This is a genomic window from Pseudomonas deceptionensis, from assembly GCF_900106095.1.
GTDB lineage: Bacteria > Pseudomonadota > Gammaproteobacteria > Pseudomonadales > Pseudomonadaceae > Aquipseudomonas > Aquipseudomonas deceptionensis.
Map to the genome: position 1 here is coordinate 4775556 of NZ_FNUD01000002.1, position 23062 is coordinate 4798617.

Genomic DNA, 23062 nt, shown 5'->3' on the forward strand with positions numbered 1-23062 from the left:
TCCTTGTGGGAGCGAGCCTGCTCGCTCCCACCCAGGTCAGCCTTCTTACTCAGCCAGCTTGAAGGTAATGAAGCTGGCACGCCCCTGACGCAGAACCCGCATGGACACCGAACGGTTCTTCGGCAATGCCTTGGCAATTTCAGTGAACTGCTTGCCGTTGGTAATCGCCTGGTTGTTCAGGTGAGTAATCACGTCGCCTGGTTGCAGACCTATCAGGGCAGCCGGGCCGTCCTGAACGTCAGTGATGATCACGCCACCCTTGATGTCGTTGGCTTTCTTCTGCTCTTCGCTCAAGTCCGCCACGGACACGCCCAAGCGATTGCTGCTTTGCTCGGCGCCGGTAGGTGAAGACATCTCTTTCCCTTCATCAGGGATAGCGCCTACGGTCAGTTCCAGGTTTTGGCGCTTACCGTTGCGAATCACTTCAAGCGTCGCTTTGCTGCCGGCCTTGAGTGCGCCCACCAGATGCGGCAAATCTGCCGACATGACGATCGGCTGACCATTCATGCTCAGAATCACGTCACCGACTTGCAGGCCGCCCTTGGCAGCAGGACCGTCATCGAGCACCTGAGCCACCAGCGCACCGGCTGGCTTGTCCAGACCGAACGATTCGGCCAGGTCCTTGTTGACCTCTTGAATCACGACACCCAACCAGCCACGGCTGACTTTGCCGCCAGCCTTGAGCTGATTGGCAACGTCCATCGCCACATCGATAGGGATCGCGAAGGACACGCCCATAAACCCGCCCGAGCGGGTATAGATTTGCGAGTTGATGCCAACCACTTCACCGGCCAGGTTGAACAGCGGGCCACCCGAGTTACCCGGGTTGATCGGCACGTCAGTCTGGATAAACGGCACGTAGCTTTCATTTGGCAGGCTGCGACCGATGGCACTGATGATGCCCTGGGTCACGGTGTGGTCAAAGCCAAACGGTGAACCGATAGCAACCACCCACTGGCCGGCCTTGAGGTCCTGGGACTTGCCCAGTTTCAGGACAGGCAGGTTTTTGCCTTCGATTTTCAGCAATGCAACGTCGGAACGTGGGTCCGTACCCACCAGCTTGGCTTTCATTTCGCTGCGATCGGACAGGCGCACGATGATTTCATCTGCATCTGCGACCACGTGGTTATTGGTCAGGATGTAGCCATCGGGCGAGATGATGAAGCCCGACCCGAGGGACTGGGCCTCACGCTGACGACCACCTTTGCCACTGGGTGGCATGCTGCGTTCAAAGAAGTCCCGCAGACCCGGCGGCAAGCCTTCCAGGTCGGGCATTTGCCCCATGCTTGAGACGCGGCGCTCCGGCAACTTTTGCGTGGTGCTGATATTCACTACGGCTGGCGAGGCTTGTTCGACCAATTGCGTGAAGTCAGGCAACTGCGCTTCAGCCATGACAGGTACTGCCTGCCCGAGCATCAGCACCGCTGCAAAAATGGGTAAATAAGATTTCAATCGAGGCATCGACATACAGCTCCCGTTAATAACAGCAGAGTTAAGCGACAGGCACCAAAAACCAAGCCCAGAGCATAGACCGTTTTTTTAGGTACCGAAAAACAAACAAGGCCAAAGCCCTTGAGGGCTTTGACCTTTATGAAAAGATAAAAAATTGGCAAACCGGAAATTGTTACCTGCCATGTCACCGCTTCCCTAGGGCTTGGCCTCGGCGTCGGCTTTACCGACACGCATTGAAAGCGCAATCCGTTCAGCGGTTCCCATGGGGATCTCGCCCACCACCGTAGCCATCATGTCGCCCTGCGGGGTGGTCAGATGCCGAGAGACGGCAACGGTAGGCCCCAGCTGTACACGGGCATCAGGCGCTGCCGAACCCTGCAAGGGTTCAAGAAAGACCGAGAAACGCGTCAAACCATCGTCGAACAGCAGACTGGTGACTTCAGCCTTGGTCTTGGGATCAATACGCACGGTGCTGCTGATCTGCTCAAAACCTGGTGGCAGCCAGTCGGAATGCCAGACATGGGCTGTCTTGATCTCAGAGGACGCCGCATCAGCCGTAGCGATGGGGCGGCATTGACCTGCGGGCTTGAGCTCGCTGTCATCAGGAGGCGTCGTTTCAATGCTTATGAACTGAAAACGCTCAAGCAACTGACCTTTGTCATTGAGCAGCAATGACTTGAGGGGCAAACCGGTTTCACGGTCCAGATACAGTTCAAACCCGTAGCGGTGCTGATCACGCGGGGCAAGCGAAATCACTGCTACCGGTCGACCTGCAACCCTTGAGTCGCCTGCCTTTGTGACCGCATACCAGTCATTAAGCTTCTGGGGATCGAGCTGCCTTGCCGCCATGGCGGTGACATCTCCAGCACCCGAAATCAACTTGCCAGTGACACACTCAACGCGCCCATCGGAACGAATGACCTCTTGAGCCGCGCCATCAAGCTGCAGCAAGCGTTCACGAACTTTCCCGTCCTGCACAAGGTGCCAGACGCTGTGGGTAGAGAAACTACCGTTGCGCTCGTAAACGAAAGTGCCCTGATAGCTTTGCTGTTGCTCGGCCTGCCCAAGACGATCAAGCCAGTTACGGGCTTCATCGGCGTGTGCAGGGGCAACAAACCAGCCACTGAGTACAAGAGGTAACAGGGGTAGGACGCGCATGATGGTCCTTAACGGTTTTCCAGGCTGGCTGCACGGGCATACGGCAGAGGGCTTTGAGCACCTTTCAACGCCGCTTGCTGTGCGTGCTGGCGCAGGTAACCTGGCAGACGCTGATCTTGCCAGCCGGGCTGACCTTGCAGAACACCGTTAGCCATCGGGCCAGTGGCCGGATCGGAGCTTTCGCTGTAGTTGGCCAGTACCGCAGGGCCTTTGACCATCGGAGCACTCAGGCTCTGCTGGCTATCTTGCTGCGCAAGCTGGGCACCCACGATGTCATCCTGGTTGTACAGCCTTACACCCGCCAGAACAGCAACGGTGACCGACGCGGCAACCGCCAGGCGGCCAATGCTGCGCCACGGGCCACGGACGACCTTGGCAGGGGTTTGCTCTTCGGCCAGCGCGGCCGACACTGCAGATGCAATATCCAGGCGCGGAATCAGCAAATCCTTGTGCATCACAGCACGTGCCACTTGGTAACGGGACCAGGTATCACGTGTCTGTGTGTCGTCAAAGGCATTCAATACCCGACGTAGTTCCAGTTCGTCCGCTTCGTTATCCATCACTGCGGACAGCGATTCCTGCAGGGCTTCACGACTCATGGCGGTTCCTCTCTTTGGCTGTCGCCGCTGTCTCAGTTTTCCTGCAACAACGGCTGCAGGGCTTTATCAATGGCTTCCCGAGCCCGGAAAATCCGGGAGCGCACGGTACCCACCGGACATTGCATGACGCTCGCAATATCCTCATAACTCAGACCATCAAATTCACGTAAAGTTAACGCCGTTCGCAAATCTTCTGGCAGCAGCTGAATGGTGCGATGTACGGTGCTCTCGATCTCGTCGCGAAGCAGCGCACGCTCAGGCGACTCAAGATCTTTCAGACCGTGATCACCATCGTAAAACTCAGCGTCTTCTGAACTCACATCACTATCAGGCGGACGTCGACCCCGTGACACCAGATAGTTTTTCGCCGTATTGATGGCGATGCGGTACAGCCATGTATAAAAGGCGCTGTCGCCGCGAAAATTACCGAGTGCCCTGTAAGCCTTGATAAAGGCTTCTTGAGCAACGTCCTGTGCTTCATGGGTGTCGTGCACAAAACGCACGATCAACCCGAGAATTTTGTGTTGATACTTCAACACGAGCAGATCGAATGCGCGCTTATCGCCACGCTGTACGCGCTCGACCAGCTGCTGATCCTCTTCCTGGGCTAGCATGAATACTCCTCATATGACCGGGAGGAAGATTGCTTTGCTAATTGATCAGGCTTGCAAACATAGACTCGGGCTTTGCGCAAAAGTTCTCTCCCCCCTGGCAAGTTTCCTGCGCGCTCGGATTTGGCACGCACGAAAACGCAGCTCGGGCCTGGCCGGCTGCGTCGATAATCTTGTCGCCAAATTCTGCAGTCGAGTCGAAAACCAACCCCGCATCAAACTGGACGCCGTTCCCCTGCATCAAGGGCAACCCTCTATGGAACGCTGAGCCGTACGAAAAGTTCAAATGTTTCGTTCGAAGCATCCCCAGCGCTATCACGAAGGCTGATCAAGGTTCGAGTCTCTCCCGAGCCCTGACGCCCCTTGCAGATTAATTGTGCAAATCGACATGCAGACCCATCAAGTCTGAGGCACACTTCATGCCCGCTGTAATTTCACAATGCCATAAAGGCCCGGCCATTGTGCCGATCCCCCCCTCTATATACTAGTGGGCGCTTTTTTTGCGGATGTCAGAAGAATGAGCCAACATTTTCAACATGATGTGCTGGTGATTGGCAGCGGCGCTGCCGGTTTGAGCCTGGCGCTCACACTACCCGGCCACATGCGTATTGCGGTCCTCAGCAAGGGCGATCTGGCCAATGGCTCGACGTTCTGGGCACAGGGAGGCGTAGCTGCCGTGCTGGATGACACCGACACGGTGCAGTCCCACGTAGAAGACACCCTCAATGCAGGCGGCGGCCTGTGCCATGAGGACGCGGTGCGGTTTACCGTGGAGCACAGCCGCGAAGCCATCCAGTGGCTGATCGACCAAGGCGTACCCTTCACCCGCGATGATTGCGCCGACCCCGAGCAACCAGGCTTTGAATTTCACCTGACCCGTGAAGGCGGCCACAGCCATCGGCGCATCATCCATGCTGCTGATGCCACCGGCGCGGCCATTTTCACGACATTGCTCGAACAGGCACGCAAGCGCCCCAACATCGAATTGCTTGAGCAACGGGTTGCCGTTGATCTGATTACCGAGCGCCGCCTGGGCCTGGAAGGCGATCGCTGCCTGGGCGCCTATGTGCTCAACCGCGCCACTGGCGAGGTCGACACCTACGGTTCGCGCTTCACCATTCTGGCTTCGGGCGGTGCTGCCAAGGTGTATCTGTACACCAGTAACCCGGATGGCGCCTGCGGCGATGGCATTGCAATGGCCTGGCGCTCTGGCTGCCGGGTAGCCAACCTGGAATTCAATCAGTTCCACCCCACCTGCCTGTACCACCCGCAGGCAAAGAGCTTTTTGATCACTGAAGCACTGCGGGGAGAAGGGGCACACCTCAAACTGCCCAACGGCGAGCGCTTCATGCATCGGTTCGACCCGCGTGGCGAGTTGGCCCCACGGGACATCGTTGCACGCGCCATCGACCATGAAATGAAGCGCCTGGGCATTGATTGCGTGTATCTGGATATCAGCCATGAATCCGATACGTTCATCAAAAGCCACTTCCCGACTGTCTATGAGCGCTGCCTTGGGTTTGGCATCGACATCACCCAACAGGCGATCCCGGTGGTGCCGGCGGCGCACTACACCTGCGGCGGGGTGATGGTCGACGAACACGGCCGCACCGATGTGCCCGGCCTGTACGCCATTGGCGAAACCAGCTTCACCGGCCTGCACGGTGCCAACCGCATGGCCAGCAACTCTCTGCTGGAGTGCTTTGTGTACGCCAAATCGGCAGCGGCTGACATCCTCGCCCAACTGCCCGAAGTCGCTGCCCCCTTAGCCCTGCCGACCTGGGACGCCAGCCAGGTTACCGACTCGGATGAAGACGTGATCATCGCCCACAACTGGGATGAATTACGGCGATTCATGTGGGACTACGTGGGCATCGTACGCACCAACAAGCGCCTGCAACGCGCGCAACACCGGGTGCGCTTGCTGCTGGACGAGATTGATGAGTTTTATAGCAACTATAAAGTCAGCCGAGATCTGATCGAACTGCGCAACCTGGCACAGGTCGCCGAGTTAATGATTCGCAGCGCCATGGCGAGAAAGGAGTCACGGGGCCTGCACTACACGCTGGACTACCCAGAGATGCTGCCCGAAGCCCTGGACACTATTCTGGTGCCAGCCACCTGCGCCGGCTGAACTTCAGGCGCACGCGCAAGCGCCGGTGCTGATCCGGCGACAGCGCGTCTGCGGGGATGCACACCGCCCGCACCCGCCATTCGTCGCGCACACGAAATCGCACAATCACCGCCCGCGGCAACGCCAGGCTGTCACGCCGCAACTGCACCGCCTGCCAACCCCTGCCACGACTCCACAACTGCCAGCCATCGGCATCGCACCGCAATCGGGTAACGGCACTTGGATGGGTCAAAAGAACATGACGTGGCAGCACCCAAAACCCGTGCCCCAGGCACAGCAGAATGCCGAGCACGCGCGCCCAGACAGGGATTGAAAGAAGGCAGATTGAGATCAGCGCCAGTAGCTGGGCTGCAAGATACGCCGCCAGCAACTGCCCTGAGGCATGCCAGCGGCACTCGAAACTGTTACTTGGGCTGGACACGATCCAGGATCATGCGAACCATGCGCTGCAGCTCCGGGTCCTCGGATTCGGCGCGCTCCATGAACCAGCCGAACATGTCCTGATCTTCGCATTCCAGCAGCTTGCGATAGCAATCGCGGTCTACGTCATTCAGGGTGGCGTACACTTCCTTGACGAAAGGCACCAGCAATACGTCAAGTTCAAGCATGCCGCGACGGCTGTGCCAGTAGAGACGATTGAGTTCAACATTTTCGACCATGGAACGCTCCTCAAATAGAGCGCAAGTATACAGGCCGATCCGCCATAGAACACTCGGCTTTGGTCTCGATCCTTTGCGAACTACCCATTTGCAAGGCGCACCTCTATGATGTGTACCAGACTTATTTACCTGCGATGACCCATGGCCGACTCTGCTTTTTTCTGCACCCTGAACCACGAAGGCATCCTTGCTGTTATCGGCAACGACGCCAGCAAGTTTCTGCAAGGGCAGTTGACCTGCAATCTCAACTACCTGAGCGAAACCCGCTCCAGCCTGGGTGCCCGCTGCACGCAAAAAGGCCGCATGCAGTCCAGCTTCCGTATCCTGCTCCAGGACAACGGCTGCCAGCTGGCCATGGCGCGCGAACTGGTTGAGCCGCAGTTGGCGGACCTGAAAAAATACGCCGTGTTTTCCAAATCCAAATTGACTGACGACAGCGCCAACTGGGTGCGTTTTGGCCTGGGCCAGGCAGACGCAGCACTGCAAAGTCTGGGCCTGGACCTGCCCGCCGAAACCGACAGCGTCGCTCGCGCCAACGGTTTGATCGCCATTCGCGCCTCCGAAGGCCGTGCGGAGCTGTGGGCCCCGATCGAGCAGGGCGAAAGCCTGACACAGCAGTTGAAAACACTGCTAACTGAAGCCGACCTCAATCAATGGCTGCTCGGCCAGGTACGCGCCGGTATTGGTCAGGTCATGGACCAGACCCGCGAACTGTTCATTCCGCAAATGATCAACCTGCAAGCCGTGGGCGGTGTCAGCTTCAAAAAAGGCTGTTACACCGGCCAGGAAATCGTCGCGCGCATGCAGTACCTGGGCAAACTCAAACGTCACCTTTACCGTTTGTCGCTTGAGGCGGGCAATGAGGTACCAGCACCGGGAACCCCCCTGTTTGCCCCTTCTCACAACAGCGCTGTGGGCGAAGTGGTGATCGGCGCGAAAGCAGAAAACGGTGTCGAACTGCTGGCTGTGCTGACTTCTGATGCAGCCCAGGCAGGCGATATACACGTGGGGGACCTGCAAGGCCCCGCGCTTTCGCTGCTCGAACTGCCGTACCAGCTGGACCGTGATCGCGAAATCCAGCGTTGATTGCCACTCATTGAAAGGCAGTACCCTAAAGAAATGAGCATGCTGGCGCACAAAGTTCAAATGGACTTGGTTAAGGCCATTGATCGAGATGACCTGGTTTTGCCCACGCTACCGGAAGTGGCGTTGAACATCCGCAAGGCAGCTGAAAACCCTGAAATCAGCGTCAGTCACTTGAGCAAGGTCATCGGTCGCGACACCGCGTTGTCGGCTCGGCTGATCAAAGTGGTCAACAGCCCGATGTTGCGCGCCACCCGCGAGGTCACTGACCTGCACACAGCCATCACGCGCCTGGGCGTCAACTACAGCAGCAACCTGGCCATCGGGCTGGTCATGGAGCAAATCTTCCATGCCCGCTCGGAAGTGGTCGAGCAGAAGATGCGCGACGTATGGCGTCAAAGCCTGGAGGTGGCAGGCATTTGCTACACCCTGTGCCGCCGTCATACATCACTCAAACCCGACCAGGCGGCACTGGGCGGCCTGGTGCATCAAATCGGCGTGCTGCCCATCCTGACCTACGCCGAAGAACACAATGAACTGCTCTCTGACCCGATATCACTGAACCACGTCATTGAGAGCATTCACCCGCTGATTGGCGACAAGCTGCTGGCGGGCTGGGAGTTCCCGGAAATGCTGCAAAAGATTCCCGGCCAATACCAGGACTTTACCCGCCTGTCCAAACACGTCGACTACATCGACCTGGTGCAAGTCGCGACCGTGTTCATGCGCCAGGACATTGAAGCGCTGAGCGCCCTGCCCGCTTTCAATAAACTGGGCGTAGACGCTGAAAACCCAAACCTTCAAGAACAACTGAACGAAGCACGCTGGATGTTTATCTAGCGTGTGATCGGTCTTGCCAGCGATGCGGCTCTACTTGCGATCGCCATTGGCCGGCACAAAACTCACCCGTACTTTCAACCCGCCCTGCGCACCATCATGCAGGCTGATATGGGCAAGGTGTGCGCGGCAGATATCGCCGACGATCGCCAGGCCCAGCCCCGACCCGGCCACTTGCTGGCTGCGCCTATAGAAACGCTCGAACACACGTTCGCGATCTTCATGGGGAATACCCGGCCCCTCATCTTCGACTTCCAGTATCGCAGGGGCGGTGACTCGTAAAACCACATTGCCCCCCACCGGTGAGTGAGCCATGGCGTTGTCCACCAGATTGCTCAGCAGCTCGTGCAACAAGGTGGGTTCGCCGTGCAACCAGACGGGCTGATCCGCTTCCAGCGCAAGCGCAAACCCTCTGGCATGGGCCAGCGGCGCCATGGCCATGCCCAGCTCGCGAGCCAATTGACTGAGATCCACCAACTGCGCCCCACCCTCGGCGATGGCCCGCGCTCCGTTTTCGATTCGCGCCAGCGACAGGAGCTGGTTGGCCAGGTGGGTCAGCCTGTCCGTACCCTGGGTGGCCTGCTCCAGGGTCGTGCGCCATGTCGGCGGATCGGTCGCTCGCAAACCCAGTTCAAGCTGAGCCTTGAGCACTGCCAGAGGGGTACGCAACTCATGGGAGGCATCCGCAATGAACTGCGCCTGACGTTTGAACTGCCCGCGTAAACGCTCGGTAAAGTGATTGAGTGCTCGCACCAGTGGCCGCAACTCCCGCTGCACGTACACGAGGGGCAAGGGACGCAAGTCATCCAGTTCACGCTCTTCGACGGCGCTGCGCAATCGCTCCAGGGGACGTAACGCGGCACTTACGGCAAACCACACCACCAGTAATGCCCCGAGCCCCAGCATCCCCAGGCGCAGCAATGTGTCAGCCATCAGGCTGCGGGCCATGGCCACTCGCGCTTCGTCAGTTTCGGCGACCCGGATTTCCGCCATGCCATTCATGCTCGGCTCGGTCACGGCCTTGAGCAGGCTTACGACCCGCACGTTCTGCCCTTGGTACTCGCCGTTATAAAAACGCGCCAGAGCGGGATAGTCATCGGTACGCGGCGTGCCGGGCGGTGGCGCGGGCAGGTTTTCGTAACCGGAAATCAGACGCTGGTGGATATCGTTGACCTGATAGTAAATACGTCCGGCACTGTCGTAGGCAAAGGTATCGAGCGCAACGTAAGGGACATCGGCACTCAAGCTGCCATCACGTTGCGACAGACCGGCCGCAATGGTGCGCGCCGACGCCAGCAGGGTTCGGTCATATGCAGTGTCGGCGGCCTCGCGGCCATTGAAATATGCACTCAGCCCGCTCGCCAGCATCAGCCCCACCAGCAACAGCGTGAGGTGCCAGAGCAGGCTCCAGCGCAGGCTGTCGAGCTTAAACATCGCGCCCCTCCAGCAGGTACCCCAAGCCACGGAAGGTCACGATCGCCACCCCCTGATCGTCGAGTTTTTTACGCAGGCGATGAATATAGATTTCAATGGCGTCAGAACTGGCTTCCTCGTCCAGGCCAAATACCTGAGCCGCCAGTTGCTCCTTGCTCATGACTCGCCCGGGTCTGGCTATCAAGGCTTCCAGCACCGCCTGTTCACGCGAGGTCAGGGTCAGCAGTTCGTCCGCCAGGGTGAAGCGCCGGGTTCCCAGGTCGTACACCAGCGATCCGCATTGCTGCAGGCGTTCGCCACCCAGCACGCTACGGCGTAGCAGGGCCTTGACCCGGGCCTCCAGTTCAGTCAGTTCGAACGGTTTGGCCAGGTAGTCATCGGCTCCCAGATTCAGCCCGTGAACCCGGTCCTTGACGTCACTGCGGGCCGTGAGCATCAACACCGGCAGGGTTTTGCCACGGGCACGCAAACGCGCCAGCACTTCAAAACCGTTCATGCGTGGCAACCCCACATCCAGAATAGCCACGGCATATTCTTCGCTGCTCAAGGCCAGGTCGGCGGCCACTCCATCGTGCAGTACATCGACGGTCAGGCCCGTGTCTTTCAAGGCCTGGGCAACACTCTCGGCCAGCTGCAGCTGATCTTCGACCAAAAGCACACGCATCGGGTTTTCCTCATTATTTTTGTACAGGCCGGGGCCTTTCAGTGCGCGGAGTGTACAGACGGAGGGAGTGCTGTGAAGCCCAAAAACAATGAATGACTACTGAAAGGTTAGCGAAAGGTTGGCCGTTTAGTATCGCGAGACTGACAGTAAACCCTGTTGCCGCCATGACCCTGTAGCGGCCCGAAAAACGCCTCGAAGCGTTTTCGCTAATAAGAATAATAGTGGAGCACCGCGCATGCTGAATCCTCAGCCCAAGGCCCGTGGCCTTTGTATTTACCCCGAATCGAACCCACCCTTCGCTGCGCCCGCGAATGGCTTTCTGTCGCCCGCCGTTTGTCCGCCATACGGGTAATGCACGGCTCGACACCCACGATTTTCAGCAACAACGACCTACCCCTCTAAAAACAAAAACTCCTCTGGAGACGATATGAACCTATCCCTGCGCACCCTGACTCTCGCTGCCGGCTGCATGCTCTTCGCCGGCCAACTCATGGCTGAACCCAAACGCCCGGAATGCATCGCCCCGGCCTCGCCCGGCGGCGGTTTCGACCTGACCTGCAAATTGGCACAGAGCGCGCTGATCAACGAAAAGCTGCTCAGCAAACCCATGCGCGTGACCTACATGCCCGGTGGCGTAGGCGCCGTTGCCTATAACGCCGTGGTGGCCCAGCGACCTGCCGATGGCGGCACCCTGGTTGCCTGGTCCAGCGGCTCATTGCTCAACCTGGCGCAAGGCAAGTTCGGTCGCTTCGATGAAAGCGCCGTGCGCTGGCTCGCGGCCGTCGGCACCAGCTACGGTGCAATTGCGGTGAAGAGCGATTCGCCCTACAAAAACCTCGACGATCTGGTTCAAGCCCTGAAGAAAGATCCAAGCAAAGTGGTGATTGGCTCGGGCGGCACCGTGGGCAGCCAGGACTGGATGCAGACCGCCCTGATCGCCAAGGCCGCCGGGATAAACCCGCGCGACTTGCGTTATGTCGCCCTGGAAGGCGGTGGTGAAATCGCAACCGCGCTGTTGGGTGGCCATATTCAGGTGGGCAGTACGGACATTTCCGACTCCATGCCGCATATCCAGAGCGGTGATATGCGCCTGCTCGCCGTGTTCGCCAATGAACGTCTCGACGAACCCGAGATGAAGGATATTCCGACCGCCAAAGAGCAGGGTTACGACATCGTGTGGCCGGTTGTACGTGGTTTCTATCTGGGGCCAAAAGTCAGCGATGCGGACTACGCGTGGTGGAAAGACGCCTTCGACAAACTGCTGGCCTCTGAAGACTTCGCCACATTGCGCGACCAGCGCCAGCTCTTCCCCTTCGCCATGACCGGCCCGGAGCTGGACACCTACGTGAAGAAGCAGGTAGCTGACTACAAAGTCCTGGCCCAGGAATTCGGCCTGATCCAGTAACCGTTGCTGACCGCTGGCTGTGCCCTTGTTTAACGGGGCACACCCCAGGAGTAAATCATGCTCGCACAACGCATTTTTGCCTCAGGGCTGCTCATCGTCTGCATCGCTTTGGCGGTGATGGCCTGGCCCTATCAGGCAGCTTTTTCCTATGAACCGGTCGGCCCTCGCGCCTTCCCGTTGCTCATGCTGGCCTTGATGGGGCTGGGGCTGCTCTACATGATCTTTCGCCCTTCTGCCGTCGTGCACAGCGAAGACGACCCGAAACTGGATCGCGAAACCCTGACCAAGATCGGTCTGTGTGTGGTGCTGCTACTGGTCTTCGCCGGTACGTTCGAGACCCTGGGGTTCATTCTCAGCAGCGTCCTGATTGGCATCCCGATGGCACGCCTGTACGGCGGGCGCTGGCTGCCCAGCATCGTGATCATCAGCCTGATGAGCGTCGGTCTTTATTTACTGTTTGATATAGCCATGGACGTTCCGCTGCCTCTTGGCCTGCTCGACGTTCTGGAGAACTGATATGGATACTTTTGGCTATTTGGGTCAGGGCTTCGGCGTCGCGCTCACCCCTTACAACCTGATTACCGCCCTGTGCGGCACCCTGATCGGTACCGTGGTCGGATTGCTGCCCGGGCTTGGCCCGATCAACGGGGTCGCACTGCTGATCCCTATCGCCTTTGCCCTGGGCCTGCCGCCCGAATCGGCGCTTATTTTGCTGGCCGCGGTGTACCTGGGCTGTGAATACGGCGGTCGCATCAGCTCGATCCTGCTGAACATTCCGGGCGAAGCTTCGACCGTAATGACCACTCTCGACGGCTACCCAATGGCCCGCAAGGGTATGGCAGGCGTGGCGCTTTCGCTGTCTGCCTGGAGCTCGTTTATCGGCGCCTTCATCGCCACCTGCGGCATGGTGCTGTTTGCCCCGCTGCTGGCGAAATGGGCAATTGCCTTCGGCCCGGCGGAGTATTTCGTACTGATGGTGTTTGCCATCGTCTGCCTGGGCGGCATGGCCGGCGATCGCCCGCTCAAGACCTTTATCGCGGCGCTGATCGGCCTGTTTCTGGCGTGCGTGGGGATTGATGCCAACAGTGGTGTTTACCGGTTCACCGGGGACAACATCCACCTGACTGACGGCATTCAATTTGTCGTGCTGGTACTGGGGCTGTTCTCCATCAGCGAAATCTTGTTGCTGCTGGAAAAAACCCATCGCGGTCAGGAAGCGGTTAAAGCAACCGGGCGAATGATGTTCAATTTCAAGGAAGCCTCTGCGGTGTTCGCGGTGAACATCCGTTGCGGCGTGCTTGGCTTCGTCATGGGCGTGCTGCCGGGTGCAGGTGCCACACTGGCCAGCGCCGTGGCCTACATGACCGAGAAGCGCCTGGCAGGTGCCTCGGGCAAATTTGGCGAGGGCGACAGCCGCGGTCTGGCGGCACCCGAAACCGCCATCGGTGCTTCGGCCTGCGGCGCACTGGTCCCGATGCTGACACTGGGGGTTCCGGGGTCTGGCACCACGGCGGTGATGATCGGCGCGCTGTCGCTGTACAACATCACCCCGGGCCCGCTGCTGTTTCAACAGCAGCCGGATATCGTCTGGGGCCTGATCGCCTCGTTGTTCATCGCCAACGTCATGCTGGTGATCCTCAACATTCCGATGATCCGCATCTTCACCCGCATTCTTTCGGTGCCTAACTGGGCGCTGGTGCCGGTGATCGCGATCATTACGGCGATTGGCGTCTATGCGGTGCACGCCACAACCTTCGATCTGTTCCTGATGATCGGGATCGGCATCTTCGGCTACATTCTGCGCAAGCTCGATTTCCCGCTTTCGCCGGTACTCCTGGGGTTCATCCTGGGCGGGCTGATGGAGCAAAATCTGCGCCGCGCCCTGTCGATTTCCAACGGTGCACTGGAAATCCTGTGGGCCAGCCCGATCACGCTGGGCGTTTGGGTACTGACTGCGATCATGTTGCTGATGCCCGTGCTGCGTATCTGGCGCAAGCGCAGCGCACAACGCCGTGCCCTGGCCGATGCTTGAGTCTGGACTCAAACACTGGTGGGGGACGCCGCTGGTCGGTTTGGCGGGGGGCTACCTCGCCAGCCTGATCGGCTGGCCATTGCCATGGATGGTCGGCTCGCTGCTCGCGATCATCCTGGTACGTTGCCTGACACCCTGGCAACTGGCCGAGATTCCGGGCGGGCGTAAATGCGGACAGTGGATTGTGGGCATTGGTATCGGCCTGCACTTCACACCGGTGGTGATGGAGCAGGTGCTGTCGCACTTCTGGCTGATCCTGGCAGGCGCCCTGCTCACCAGTGTCTCGAGCGTGATCGGTGTATGGCTGATGCGTCGCAGTGGCGAGGATCGTGCCACGGCATTCTTCTCCAGCATGCCCGGCGGCTCGGGCGAGATGGTTAACCTCGGCGCACGCAATGGCGCCGTGTTGAGCCGCGTAGCAGCAGGCCAGAGCCTTAGGGTCCTGATGGTTGTGCTGTGCGTCCCGGCAGCCTTCAAATACCTGCTGGGCGAAGGCGCTCCCGCCTTGCAACCCGCCTCAATCGACTTTTACTGGCTGGCGCTGTTGTTTCCGGCAGGGGCTTTGATGGCCTGGATCTGGCAACGCCTGCGCCAGCCCAATCCATGGCTGTTCGGGCCACTGCTGATCAGCGCCGGCGCCAGCATCCTGTGGGATTTGCATATCGGCCTGCCTGATGGCAGCAGCCAGATGGGGCAATGGTTGATTGGCAGCGGGCTGGGTTGTCACTTCAATCGGGCGTTCTTTCGCCGGGCACCGTCCTTCATCGGCCGGACACTGCTGGGCACAGCCCTGACGATGCTGATCGCCGGCCTCTGCGCACTGGGCTTGAGTGCCCTGACCCGGCTCGACCTGCGTTCCATGACCCTTGGGATGATGCCAGGCGGCATTGCGGAAATGAGCCTGACGGCAGAGACACTGCAACTGTCCGTACCTCTGGTCACAGCCTTGCAGGTCATGCGCCTGATCTTCGTGCTGTTTTTAGCAGAACCCCTGTTCAGGTACTGGACCCGAGACCGCTGATATCAGCGATCCCCGGGACCCGCGACACAAGCATTCACGCCTGGACCGGCGGCAGTTTCCAGTCGATCGGCGACAAGCCGTTTTGCTCAAGGAACTTGTTGGTGCGACTGAAGTGCCCGTTACCGATAAACCCCCGATAGGCGGACAGCGGCGAAGGGTGAACTGATGTCAGCACCAGATGTTTGGTTGCATCGATCAGCTTTTGTTTGCTTTGCGCATGGGCGCCCCACAACAAGAACACAAGCTTGGGTTGCTGCTCGCTCACCACCTCGATAATCCGGTCAGTGAAGTGCTCCCAGCCTTTTTTGGCATGGGACGCGGCATTGGCACGCTCCACTGTCATCGTCGTATTGAGCAGCAAAACACCCTGCTCGGCCCAATGCTGCAAGCAGCCATGGGGGGCGATGTCGATATTCAAGTCGCGCTTGAGCTCTTTATAGATATTGACCAGCGAAGGCGGTGTCGGGATACCGGGCTGTACTGAAAAGCACAACCCATGTGCCTGGCCCGGGCCGTGGTAAGGGTCCTGGCCGAGGATCACAACCTTGATCTTGTCCAGCGGTGTGAGGTTAAGGGCATTGAAGATCAGCGGCCCCGGCGGGTAGATCTCTTTGCCGGCCGCATGTTCCTGGCGCAGGAACTCACGCAGCTCGGCCATATAGGGTTTATCGAACTCTTCACGCAAAGCCTGCTTCCAGACAGGTTCAAGTTTTATACGGTCATCCGACGTCATGGCTACATCCTGAGAAACAATGGGGCGGACACTAGAAAAGCCCGCCCCCATTGTCAACATCACTGTCGGCCCCACCCCCATCCACCATTGCGGTCGTCACCATGGCCCGACCCATCACCATGACGATAACCAGGTCCATGACCGGACCGATAACCGGGTGCCTGAAGGTAATGTGGCGGGCCCTGATAATAACGGGGCGGCGGTGCATGGTACCCGCGGGGGTACCCGTAGTAAGGGCCATAGCCGCCATAGTAATAAGGGGCCGGAACCGTATAGACCTCGGAGCGGTAATAACCGCCGCCCGAGTAATAAGGCACGCACGCGGACACAGCCAGACAAAGCGCAATAATAGACAATAGGCGACGGGACATGGCGGCCTCCTGGACCGCGAAAGAGCACACCCAGCGACGCTGGGGGGCGACAAACAGCAAAGCTGTCTGACACTTGTTCAGACCACAAAAGTGAGGTTCGGTGCCGTCAACGCAAGAGCAAATTACGTCCCGCCGCAACGCTTGCCCTAAACTGACGAACGCCTGCCATCCAACGGATACCCCGACATGACCACACCCGATATTTGCCCCGTCTGTGGCGCTCGCAACGATTGCTCAATGGCAAACCCGGACACCGTGGATCAACCCTGCTGGTGCTATGGCGTCAGCATTGACCCCAAGGTCATCCAGGCATTGCCACTCTCGCAGCGCGACCTGACGTGCCTGTGCCCTCGCTGTGCACAGGTTCAAAACCAATTGCCGACAGCGCAACCCAAGCACCTCACGTAAGATGCACACCTGTATTCCTTGTGATTGATCGCTATGCGCGTAGACCGTTTTCTGAGCAACTTGCCCCAGTTCAACCGCCAACAAGTACGCTTGCTACTGATAGAGAAACGTATCCAGGTGGATGGACAGATCATTTGCGATCCGCGCCACGAAATCCGGGCATTCAGCCATATCGAGTTCGATGGTCAAGTCTTGCAGGCCGGCAAGCCTGCACGCTATTTCATGCTGCATAAGCCGCCGGGATGTGTGAGCGCCACCCAGGACCCGGAGCACCCAACCGTGCTCGATCTGCTGGACGAGCCGGACAAGCACGAACTGCACATCGCAGGCCGGCTGGACTTCAATACCAGCGGGCTGATGCTGATCACCAATGACGGCCACTGGTCGCGCCGCCTGACCCAACCGCAGACCAAACTGCCCAAGGTGTATTACGTCGAGACAGAGCAGCCAATTACCGCTGCGTACGTCACCAAATTCAATGAAGGCGTCTATTTCGCCTATGAAGACCTGACGACACTGCCCGCCGAACTCGAGTTGCTCGGCCCTCGCAGTGCGCGCTTGAGTATCGTTGAGGGTCGTTATCATCAGGTCAAACGCATGTTTGGCTTCTTCGACAACAAAGTCGTGGGCCTGCACCGCGAAAGCATCGGCGCACTGGTGCTCGACAGCCAACTGGCTCCGGGGCAATACCGGGCGCTCAGCCCCCCGGAAATCCTGTTGTTCTGAACCCGGACGCGGATTGAGCCCTCCTCCAGCCTGTCACATTCGCGGCGCATTATCAGACTGACCGACGCTCGATTCACTGGAGTCCGACGCCATGATGAAGCCCGAAGTAGCCGTGCTCGACATTCAAGGCCAGTATCGAATTCACACCGAGTTCTACCGCGCCGAGAACGCAGAAAACACCATCATTCTGGTTAATGGCTCGATGGCCACGACGGCCTCGTTTGCCCAGACCCTGAAAAACCTGCACCCGCATTTAAACGTTGTGCTCTACGACCAGCCCTACGCGGGCAAGTCGAAAGCCCACAACCGGCATCAGAAGATGCTGACCCGAGAGCTGGAGGCGCAGGTTCTGCTGGAGCTGATCGAACACTTTGACGCCAATTACTTACTGTCATTCTCATGGGGCGGCACCGCGGCACTGACCGCATTGGCCAACACGCCACGGCGTATCGAAAAAGCCGTGATCAGCTCCTTTTCACCGCTGATCAACGAAGCCATGCGCGACTATCTGGAGCGCGGTCGCCACTGCCTGGCTGCGCGCAATCGAACCCAGGTCGGCAACCTGGTCAACGACACCCTGGGCAAGCATTTGCCGCCGCTCTTCAAGCGCTTCAACTTTCGGCATGTCAGCACCCTGGCCGAACATGAGTACGCGCAAATGCACTTTCATATAAACCACGTGCTCAACAGCGACCAGCAGGGCTTCCTCACGGCCACCCAAGGCATCGAAATCCCGGTGTTGTTTATCAATGGCGCATGGGACGAGTACACCGTAGCCAGCGATGCCCAGCACTTTGCGCAACCGATCGCCAACAGCCGTTTCATTTGCCTGGAGAACACCGGGCACTTTCTGGATATGGAGCACAAATCTGCCAGCCATAACAGCAAAGCCGCCCTGCTCGATTTTTTGCAACCGGCACAGCCCCACGCCCCGTCACAGAGCCTCTGACGGGGTTCAGAGCAAACAAAAAGGCGTAAAGACCACTGCAAATTACAGTTTTCGAGAATAAAACTTCTCATCCAGGCTGACTTCTGGTACAAAGTCAGCCGCTCTGAGCGGGTGTCGTATAATGGTATTACTCCAGCTTCCCAAGCTGATCACGCGGGTTCGATTCCCGCCACCCGCTCCACTTTTCTCCTGTCTCATTGATTTCACTGAAATCCACCGAGCAGACAGCAAGACAGCAACTCAGACCTACTGCAACATCCCTGGCGCCGTTCGAGCGCACTCTTAGCCCTTCGCATCACCGCCCCGGCTCACTATCGAGTCCAGTTTGGCAACGAGACACCCACACAACTAATACTGGAAATGCTGCAGAGGCATATCCTCGCTCAACCAGCCCAAAATGTAGCGTGTCACTACGCCATGGGGTTCGCTTGAGGGGGCTGTGACGGCGCTCAGTAAAACCCAGCCAGCGTTAATGTGCTTATTTACCACGGCCTGCTGATTGAGCTCACGTACCTGTTTTACATCACTAATAAAAAAAGCGGGCATAGACAATATCCCTTCTATATGATGGCATAGTGCAATCACTTCGGCAGATTGGTTCTGAAACAAGAGGTGCGTTTTATAGGTGGGCAGCTGTGGCGTTTCTACGCCTTGAGCACCGATGATTCGAGGAGACTGATAGAGATTACGGTAGTGGAGTGGGCCTAGGGTTTACGTCGCAAGCGAAATTTTTGCCAGCTTCGATTACTGGAGAAAACCCCGGAATCGCCGAGAAACCTATATAAGCTGGCTCTGTAAAAAGCGCGTACTCGTGAGCATCCAAAGCCCCTTATTTTGGTGTAAGCCCATCGCCAACTTCGAGATGCGTTATTTTCTTTTTTCTCAGTGCATGTCACGTTCAATTAAGGCCACCTTATGATTTCGAGCGAACAATAGCAATTAACATTTATTTAAAATAGAGCAAACAATTACAAACTTCCAAATATGCTTTGGAAGCGCCTTTTTCTGAAAAAACGACCTGCTCTATTTCTATAATAGTAGCCATTCACTTTCACACGCATTAAGATAATTTCACCACTGTCGCTTTAATCATAAGTCCTGCGACAACTGCTGGCATTATCCCCATTCAATGAGCACCGCCGTTTATTTTTTACGCGCACGCACATGAGTCACGACATACATGCAACGCACTTTCGACATACATGCGACACACTTGCAACACACTTGCGACATACACGCGACGCACTTGCGACATACATGCAACACACTTGCGACAGGGGCTGTATGGACAATGTAAGTCAGTTAATCGGGTACGCCTGCGCTTCAACTCATGGACAGGATATCGCGCAGCAACAAACCTTACTTAATCAGTTCGGATGCCAGCGAATCTTTGAGGAAAGAGTCGGCGGAGAATATATATACCGCCTGCAATTGGAACGTTTGTTTGATCACCTGAGGGCCGGTGATGTCATTGTCGTAACCAGCCTGGATCGGCTGGCCAGGTCAACCACCGATCTTTTCAACATCGCCGGAAAAATCAAAACCATGGGCGCTGGTTTGCAGTCACTGGCAGAGCCTTGGGTCGATACCACACTACCCGCCGGGCAAACGACTCTAACAATTTTTGCGGGCATTGCCGATTTTGAACGAGCACTGACCGGGGAGCGCACAAGTGCCGGCAGAGCCGCAGCCAAAGCCAGAGGCGTTCGATTCGGGCCCAAGCCCGTGTTAACTCCTGAACAAGTGAGCCATGCCCGACGGCTGATTGCCGAGGATCAAAGGTCGGTTGCAGAGGCTGCCAGCATTTTGGACGTTCATCGATCAACCCTGTACAGGGCCCTGTCCAAACCATGAACGGTATCCGTCTCTTCAATTGAATGTCGCTCATAATTCAAATAACTCAAATAGCGCTCAATAAGTGACATGCGTTAGAAACCGGCCAGGGAGACAAAGATGACACGCGGCTCGGCAATAGTCGGACGGTACGAGCTTTTAACAAGGTAATCCGGACTGCGGCAAACTAACGTTTTAATTATTTCACCCACCCATTACTCAGGACAACTCCAGAGCGGCGCTGCAATAGTAAAATTTATCCCTCTATAAAAAACCGAGGTCAGCATGACGCTGGCCTCACGCGGCTCCAAAAAGAAAAAAACCGGACCGCTATTTATGCGCTCATTAGCGCGCTGCGCAACAGACATTGCACACACACTTACTGTGGACTTACTGACAAATCAATACATCGCGCCTTCAGGGAGAAAACAGCAATATAATTACCCGCTACGACCTGACGCCTTCTCCAATTAGCGGGGAGCGGAAAGTTTTGGGCAACGCTGGCACGCTACGAATATTGAAGCGTGGGGATCTGGCCATCAACGAGAAAAAGTGCGTTAATCGCACACTAAAATAAATAATCCCGGTTGCACCCAAAACAATCTGACGGGTACTGACGGGGCAAAATGACCGTACAATTAATCGGCCTGGATTTTCCAGTCACTCTCCCATTTCACGATATAAAGCCTTTCAAACTCTACCGATGACAGCCTATTATTAAAATCACGGCCTCGTTTCGAGTTTTAGGATATCTCGATAAACTCGACCACATCAAAGACTTACGCGATATGTGGATATGGGTTAAATACCCGCTGTCCAACTTCCTCGTTATTGTCGCCAGAGCAGACACTTACCCCCGCGCACTTCTTTTCACCCGGTACATCGCCGTGTCCGCATAATTCAGCAACTGCTGGGCCTGCTCGCCGTGTTCGGGGTAAACCGCGATGCCGATACTGGGAAAAACGTTGAGTGTATGGCCATCAATCACGACAGGCCGACTGAGATTGAAGCGCAGCTTTTCAGCCACAACCACCGCGTGCTCCGGCAGCACCAGCTTCTCCAGTATCAACACAAACTCATCACCGCTCATCCTGGCAACGGTGTCACTTTCTCGCACACACTCTTTCAAGCGACGAGCTATCTGCTGCAACAGGCCATCACCGACCGCATGCCCAAAGCTGTCGTTGACCCGCTTGAAATGGTCCAGATCGACATACAGCACGGCCATGCACTCATGCTCGCGCTTCGCATGAACCAATGCGCGGTTCAGGCGGTCGTACAGCAGCTCTCGATTGGGCAAAAGGGTCAAGGCGTCGTATTGCGCCAGATGCTGCAGGCGTTCGTGCAACTGTTTGCGTTCGATGGCCGCGGCCACCTGGGTCGATACATATTGCAGCAGGTCCTTGTGCTGCTCGGTGTAACGTTCCTCACCCTGGGCACTCTTGACCACCAGCGCACCGATAATTCCATTTTGGGTGGCCAGGGGAACGCCCAGCCATGACGGTGTATTTTCAGCACCGTGCAGCATGGACTGGCCGCTGCGAATGACCTGATCGCTCAAGTGGCTGACCTCGCAGAACTGCGGCAGGGGGTGATCGTCAACGTGATAGGGAAAGCTCAGCGAGCCTTGAGCCTGGTCGCAAAGTGCGACCGAAAAATTCAACGCCGGCAGCCACTGCCCTATGAGCTGATGCACATGTTTGAACAGCGCCAGTAAATCCTCTGCGGCCTGGGCAGCCTCCGAGATGGCGAACAGTGCCGATTGCCGCGACTCGGCCTGCTTGCGTTCGGTGATGTCGCGAGCAACAGCGATACGCAGCTGATGGGTTGGCGACCAACGGGCAGACCACAGCATATGGGCTATCTGCCCATCCTTGCGCACATAGCGGTTCTCAAAGTTCAGCTTGTGCGCCCCCGCCATGATCTCATTGGCCGCGAGCAGCGTTCGCTCACGATCCCCCGGAAAAACCAGGTTGATCATGGGTGTACCTATCAGCTCATGCGGCTTATAGCCCCAGATACGCTCACAGGCAGCACTGACATAAACGAAGGTACCTGTGCTGTCGACCACACACACGGCATCGAGCAGCAGGTCAATAAAGGCGGCTTGGGCCAGGTAACTTTTAATGTCCATAGGACAGCTGGATGCCTCAGGGTTAAACACCAACATTCATCCCTGACCCGAAGATCGCACTGCGTTCCCTGCGACTTACTTCACACGATAGTACGTAATAACCCGGGCAGCGCATGCATCAGCGCACTGATGGCAAAACCGATAAACATGACCCCGCACAGTCGGGTAATCAGCAGTTCATGCCGCTGATACAGTGCCCTGACCTGCCCTGCCCCCACAACCCCCACCAAAATGGCATAAGCCAGTGCACCGCCCACAAAACTCAACGCGATCAACCATGGCAGCATGGCCCAGGTGAGCAGTTCTGCACGACTGGAAAGCAGGGCCGTGAACGTCGCTACCGCTACAGGATAGGCTTTGGGGTTGGTCAGGCCGAAAAAAATGCCATGGGTAAACGGCTGACGCGCCGGCCCTTGCCGGGCAACGCTGCCGCTCTTGGCGCGAACCGCGCGCAAACCCAGCCAGAACAGGTAAAGACCGCTGATCAGGCCGAGCACATTGAACGCCGTGCTGCCGAATTCACGCGCCCCAACGATGGCAATCAGCGCCGTGCTGCACCAAATCACATCACCCAGCAGATGACCGCACAAGAATCCGGCCCCGGCACGGCGCCCGCGCGCAGCACCGATGCCAAAAACAGCGAGCACGCCTGGACCCGGGGTGATGCCATAGATAAAGCCCGAAGCCAGTACGGCCAGTAACAGCGAAGGTGTCATGCAAAACGCTCCAGAAAAAATCGTGCCTCACGCTTTTTTTCGCTACACGTGAAGTGGCCAGATTCTGCACGTTCTCAAAGGTTATGTAACCGCGTGCCGAGTA

At 57.5% G+C, this 23062-nt stretch carries 22 protein-coding genes and 1 tRNA gene; 12 read left to right on the top strand and 11 right to left on the bottom strand.

Translation table 11 applies throughout. The features are described 5' to 3' along the window. Nucleotides 1-45: 45 nt before the first annotated feature. The 4 genes from BLW11_RS22035 to rpoE all read right to left on the bottom strand — a co-directional run bounded on the left by BLW11_RS22035 (nt 46) and on the right by rpoE (nt 3823). Nucleotides 46-1467, bottom strand: coding sequence for a DegQ family serine endoprotease (locus tag BLW11_RS22035; protein WP_048359849.1), 1422 nt, complete (start codon nt 1465-1467; stop codon nt 46-48). Nucleotides 1468-1647: 180 nt separating this feature from the next. After that, the gene (locus BLW11_RS22040) at nt 1648-2610 is read right to left on the bottom strand and encodes a MucB/RseB C-terminal domain-containing protein (RefSeq protein WP_048359850.1); all 963 of its coding nucleotides are present in this window, start codon (nt 2608-2610) and stop codon (nt 1648-1650) included. A gap of 8 nt (nt 2611-2618) precedes the next feature. Beyond that, complete coding sequence (locus tag BLW11_RS22045; protein WP_048359851.1) at nt 2619-3209, bottom strand: sigma-E factor negative regulatory protein; 591 nt, start codon at nt 3207-3209, stop codon at nt 2619-2621. Between the two features lie 32 nt (nt 3210-3241). Continuing rightward, on the bottom strand, nt 3242-3823 hold the full coding sequence (gene rpoE, locus BLW11_RS22050) for an RNA polymerase sigma factor RpoE/AlgU (RefSeq protein ID WP_048359852.1): 582 nt from the start codon (nt 3821-3823) through the stop codon (nt 3242-3244). A 514-nt stretch (nt 3824-4337) separates the two neighbouring features. Between rpoE and nadB the strand changes: the two genes are divergently transcribed. Then, entirely contained in the window at nt 4338-5954 is a 1617-nt protein-coding gene (nadB, locus tag BLW11_RS22060; RefSeq protein WP_048359854.1) for an L-aspartate oxidase, read from the top strand. Here nadB and BLW11_RS22065 read toward each other — a convergent pair. Both BLW11_RS22065 and BLW11_RS22070 read right to left on the bottom strand, forming a co-directional pair. Further along, nucleotides 5923-6375, bottom strand: a complete 453-nt coding sequence (locus tag BLW11_RS22065; protein WP_048359855.1) for a protein YgfX — start codon at nt 6373-6375, stop codon at nt 5923-5925. The genes nadB and BLW11_RS22065 overlap by 32 nt on opposite strands. Then, the gene (locus tag BLW11_RS22070) at nt 6359-6613 is read right to left on the bottom strand and encodes an FAD assembly factor SdhE (RefSeq protein ID WP_048359856.1); all 255 of its coding nucleotides are present in this window, start codon (nt 6611-6613) and stop codon (nt 6359-6361) included. The genes BLW11_RS22065 and BLW11_RS22070 overlap by 17 nt, the downstream gene beginning before the upstream one ends. 141 nt (nt 6614-6754) lie before the next feature. Here BLW11_RS22070 and ygfZ point away from each other — a divergent pair, with 141 nt between their 5' ends. After that, entirely contained in the window at nt 6755-7699 is a 945-nt protein-coding gene (ygfZ, locus tag BLW11_RS22075; RefSeq protein WP_048359857.1) for a CAF17-like 4Fe-4S cluster assembly/insertion protein YgfZ, read from the top strand. A gap of 33 nt (nt 7700-7732) precedes the next feature. Continuing rightward, a complete protein-coding gene (locus BLW11_RS22080) occupies nt 7733-8536 on the top strand; it encodes an HDOD domain-containing protein (RefSeq protein WP_048359858.1) in 804 nt (267 codons plus the stop codon). 30 nt (nt 8537-8566) lie between these two features. On the opposite strand, the gene BLW11_RS22085 is transcribed toward BLW11_RS22080, so the two are convergent. Both BLW11_RS22085 and BLW11_RS22090 read right to left on the bottom strand, forming a co-directional pair. Then, nucleotides 8567-9967 carry a sensor histidine kinase gene (locus BLW11_RS22085; RefSeq protein ID WP_048359859.1) on the bottom strand — a complete coding sequence of 467 codons (1401 nt, stop codon included), beginning with the start codon at nt 9965-9967 and terminating at the stop codon, nt 8567-8569. After that, nucleotides 9960-10631: a response regulator gene (locus tag BLW11_RS22090; protein WP_048359860.1), complete on the bottom strand. Its 672-nt coding sequence runs from the start codon at nt 10629-10631 to the stop codon at nt 9960-9962. The genes BLW11_RS22085 and BLW11_RS22090 overlap by 8 nt, the downstream gene beginning before the upstream one ends. 427 nt (nt 10632-11058) lie before the next feature. On the opposite strand from BLW11_RS22090, the gene BLW11_RS22095 reads away from it, so the two are divergent. Genes BLW11_RS22095 through BLW11_RS22110 form a run of 4 tightly spaced genes read left to right on the top strand, consistent with a single transcriptional unit; the run spans nt 11059 to nt 15089 of the window. Further along, nucleotides 11059-12036 carry a Bug family tripartite tricarboxylate transporter substrate binding protein gene (locus BLW11_RS22095; RefSeq protein ID WP_048359861.1) on the top strand — a complete coding sequence of 326 codons (978 nt, stop codon included), beginning with the start codon at nt 11059-11061 and terminating at the stop codon, nt 12034-12036. 57 nt (nt 12037-12093) lie between these two features. Next, entirely contained in the window at nt 12094-12552 is a 459-nt protein-coding gene (locus BLW11_RS22100) for a tripartite tricarboxylate transporter TctB family protein (protein WP_048359862.1), read from the top strand. A gap of 1 nt (nt 12553) precedes the next feature. Next, complete coding sequence (locus BLW11_RS22105) at nt 12554-14068, top strand: tripartite tricarboxylate transporter permease (RefSeq protein ID WP_048359863.1); 1515 nt, start codon at nt 12554-12556, stop codon at nt 14066-14068. Further along, nucleotides 14061-15089 (top strand): AbrB family transcriptional regulator, encoded by a 1029-nt coding sequence (locus BLW11_RS22110; protein WP_048359864.1) that lies wholly within the window; start codon nt 14061-14063, stop codon nt 15087-15089. Before BLW11_RS22105 ends, BLW11_RS22110 begins: the two co-directional genes overlap by 8 nt. Nucleotides 15090-15123: 34 nt before the next feature. Here BLW11_RS22110 and ung read toward each other — a convergent pair whose 3' ends face one another. Continuing rightward, the gene (ung, locus tag BLW11_RS22115) at nt 15124-15822 is read right to left on the bottom strand and encodes a uracil-DNA glycosylase (protein WP_048359865.1); all 699 of its coding nucleotides are present in this window, start codon (nt 15820-15822) and stop codon (nt 15124-15126) included. Between the two features lie 557 nt (nt 15823-16379). Between ung and BLW11_RS22125 the strand changes: the two genes are divergently transcribed. The 5 genes from BLW11_RS22125 (at nt 16380) to BLW11_RS22155 (ending at nt 20130) form a co-directional block, all read left to right on the top strand. Then, a complete protein-coding gene (locus tag BLW11_RS22125) occupies nt 16380-16601 on the top strand; it encodes a cysteine-rich CWC family protein (protein ID WP_074836899.1) in 222 nt (73 codons plus the stop codon). A 33-nt stretch (nt 16602-16634) separates the two neighbouring features. Continuing rightward, nucleotides 16635-17327, top strand: a complete 693-nt coding sequence (locus BLW11_RS22130) for a pseudouridine synthase (RefSeq protein WP_048359867.1) — start codon at nt 16635-16637, stop codon at nt 17325-17327. Between the two features lie 94 nt (nt 17328-17421). Beyond that, nucleotides 17422-18276: an alpha/beta fold hydrolase gene (locus BLW11_RS22135; RefSeq protein ID WP_048360187.1), complete on the top strand. Its 855-nt coding sequence runs from the start codon at nt 17422-17424 to the stop codon at nt 18274-18276. 107 nt (nt 18277-18383) lie between these two features. After that, a tRNA-Gly gene (locus tag BLW11_RS22140) sits at nt 18384-18457 on the top strand. Nucleotides 18458-19560: 1103 nt separating this feature from the next. Next, a complete protein-coding gene (locus BLW11_RS22155; RefSeq protein WP_048359869.1) occupies nt 19561-20130 on the top strand; it encodes a recombinase family protein in 570 nt (189 codons plus the stop codon). A gap of 829 nt (nt 20131-20959) precedes the next feature. On the opposite strand, the gene BLW11_RS22160 is transcribed toward BLW11_RS22155, so the two are convergent. Together BLW11_RS22160 and BLW11_RS22165 are read right to left on the bottom strand one after the other, a co-directional pair. Then, nucleotides 20960-22243, bottom strand: coding sequence for a GGDEF domain-containing protein (locus BLW11_RS22160; RefSeq protein ID WP_048359870.1), 1284 nt, complete (start codon nt 22241-22243; stop codon nt 20960-20962). A gap of 80 nt (nt 22244-22323) precedes the next feature. Next, on the bottom strand, nt 22324-22959 hold the full coding sequence (locus tag BLW11_RS22165; protein WP_048359871.1) for a LysE family translocator: 636 nt from the start codon (nt 22957-22959) through the stop codon (nt 22324-22326). Between the last annotated feature and the right edge of the window lie 103 nt (nt 22960-23062).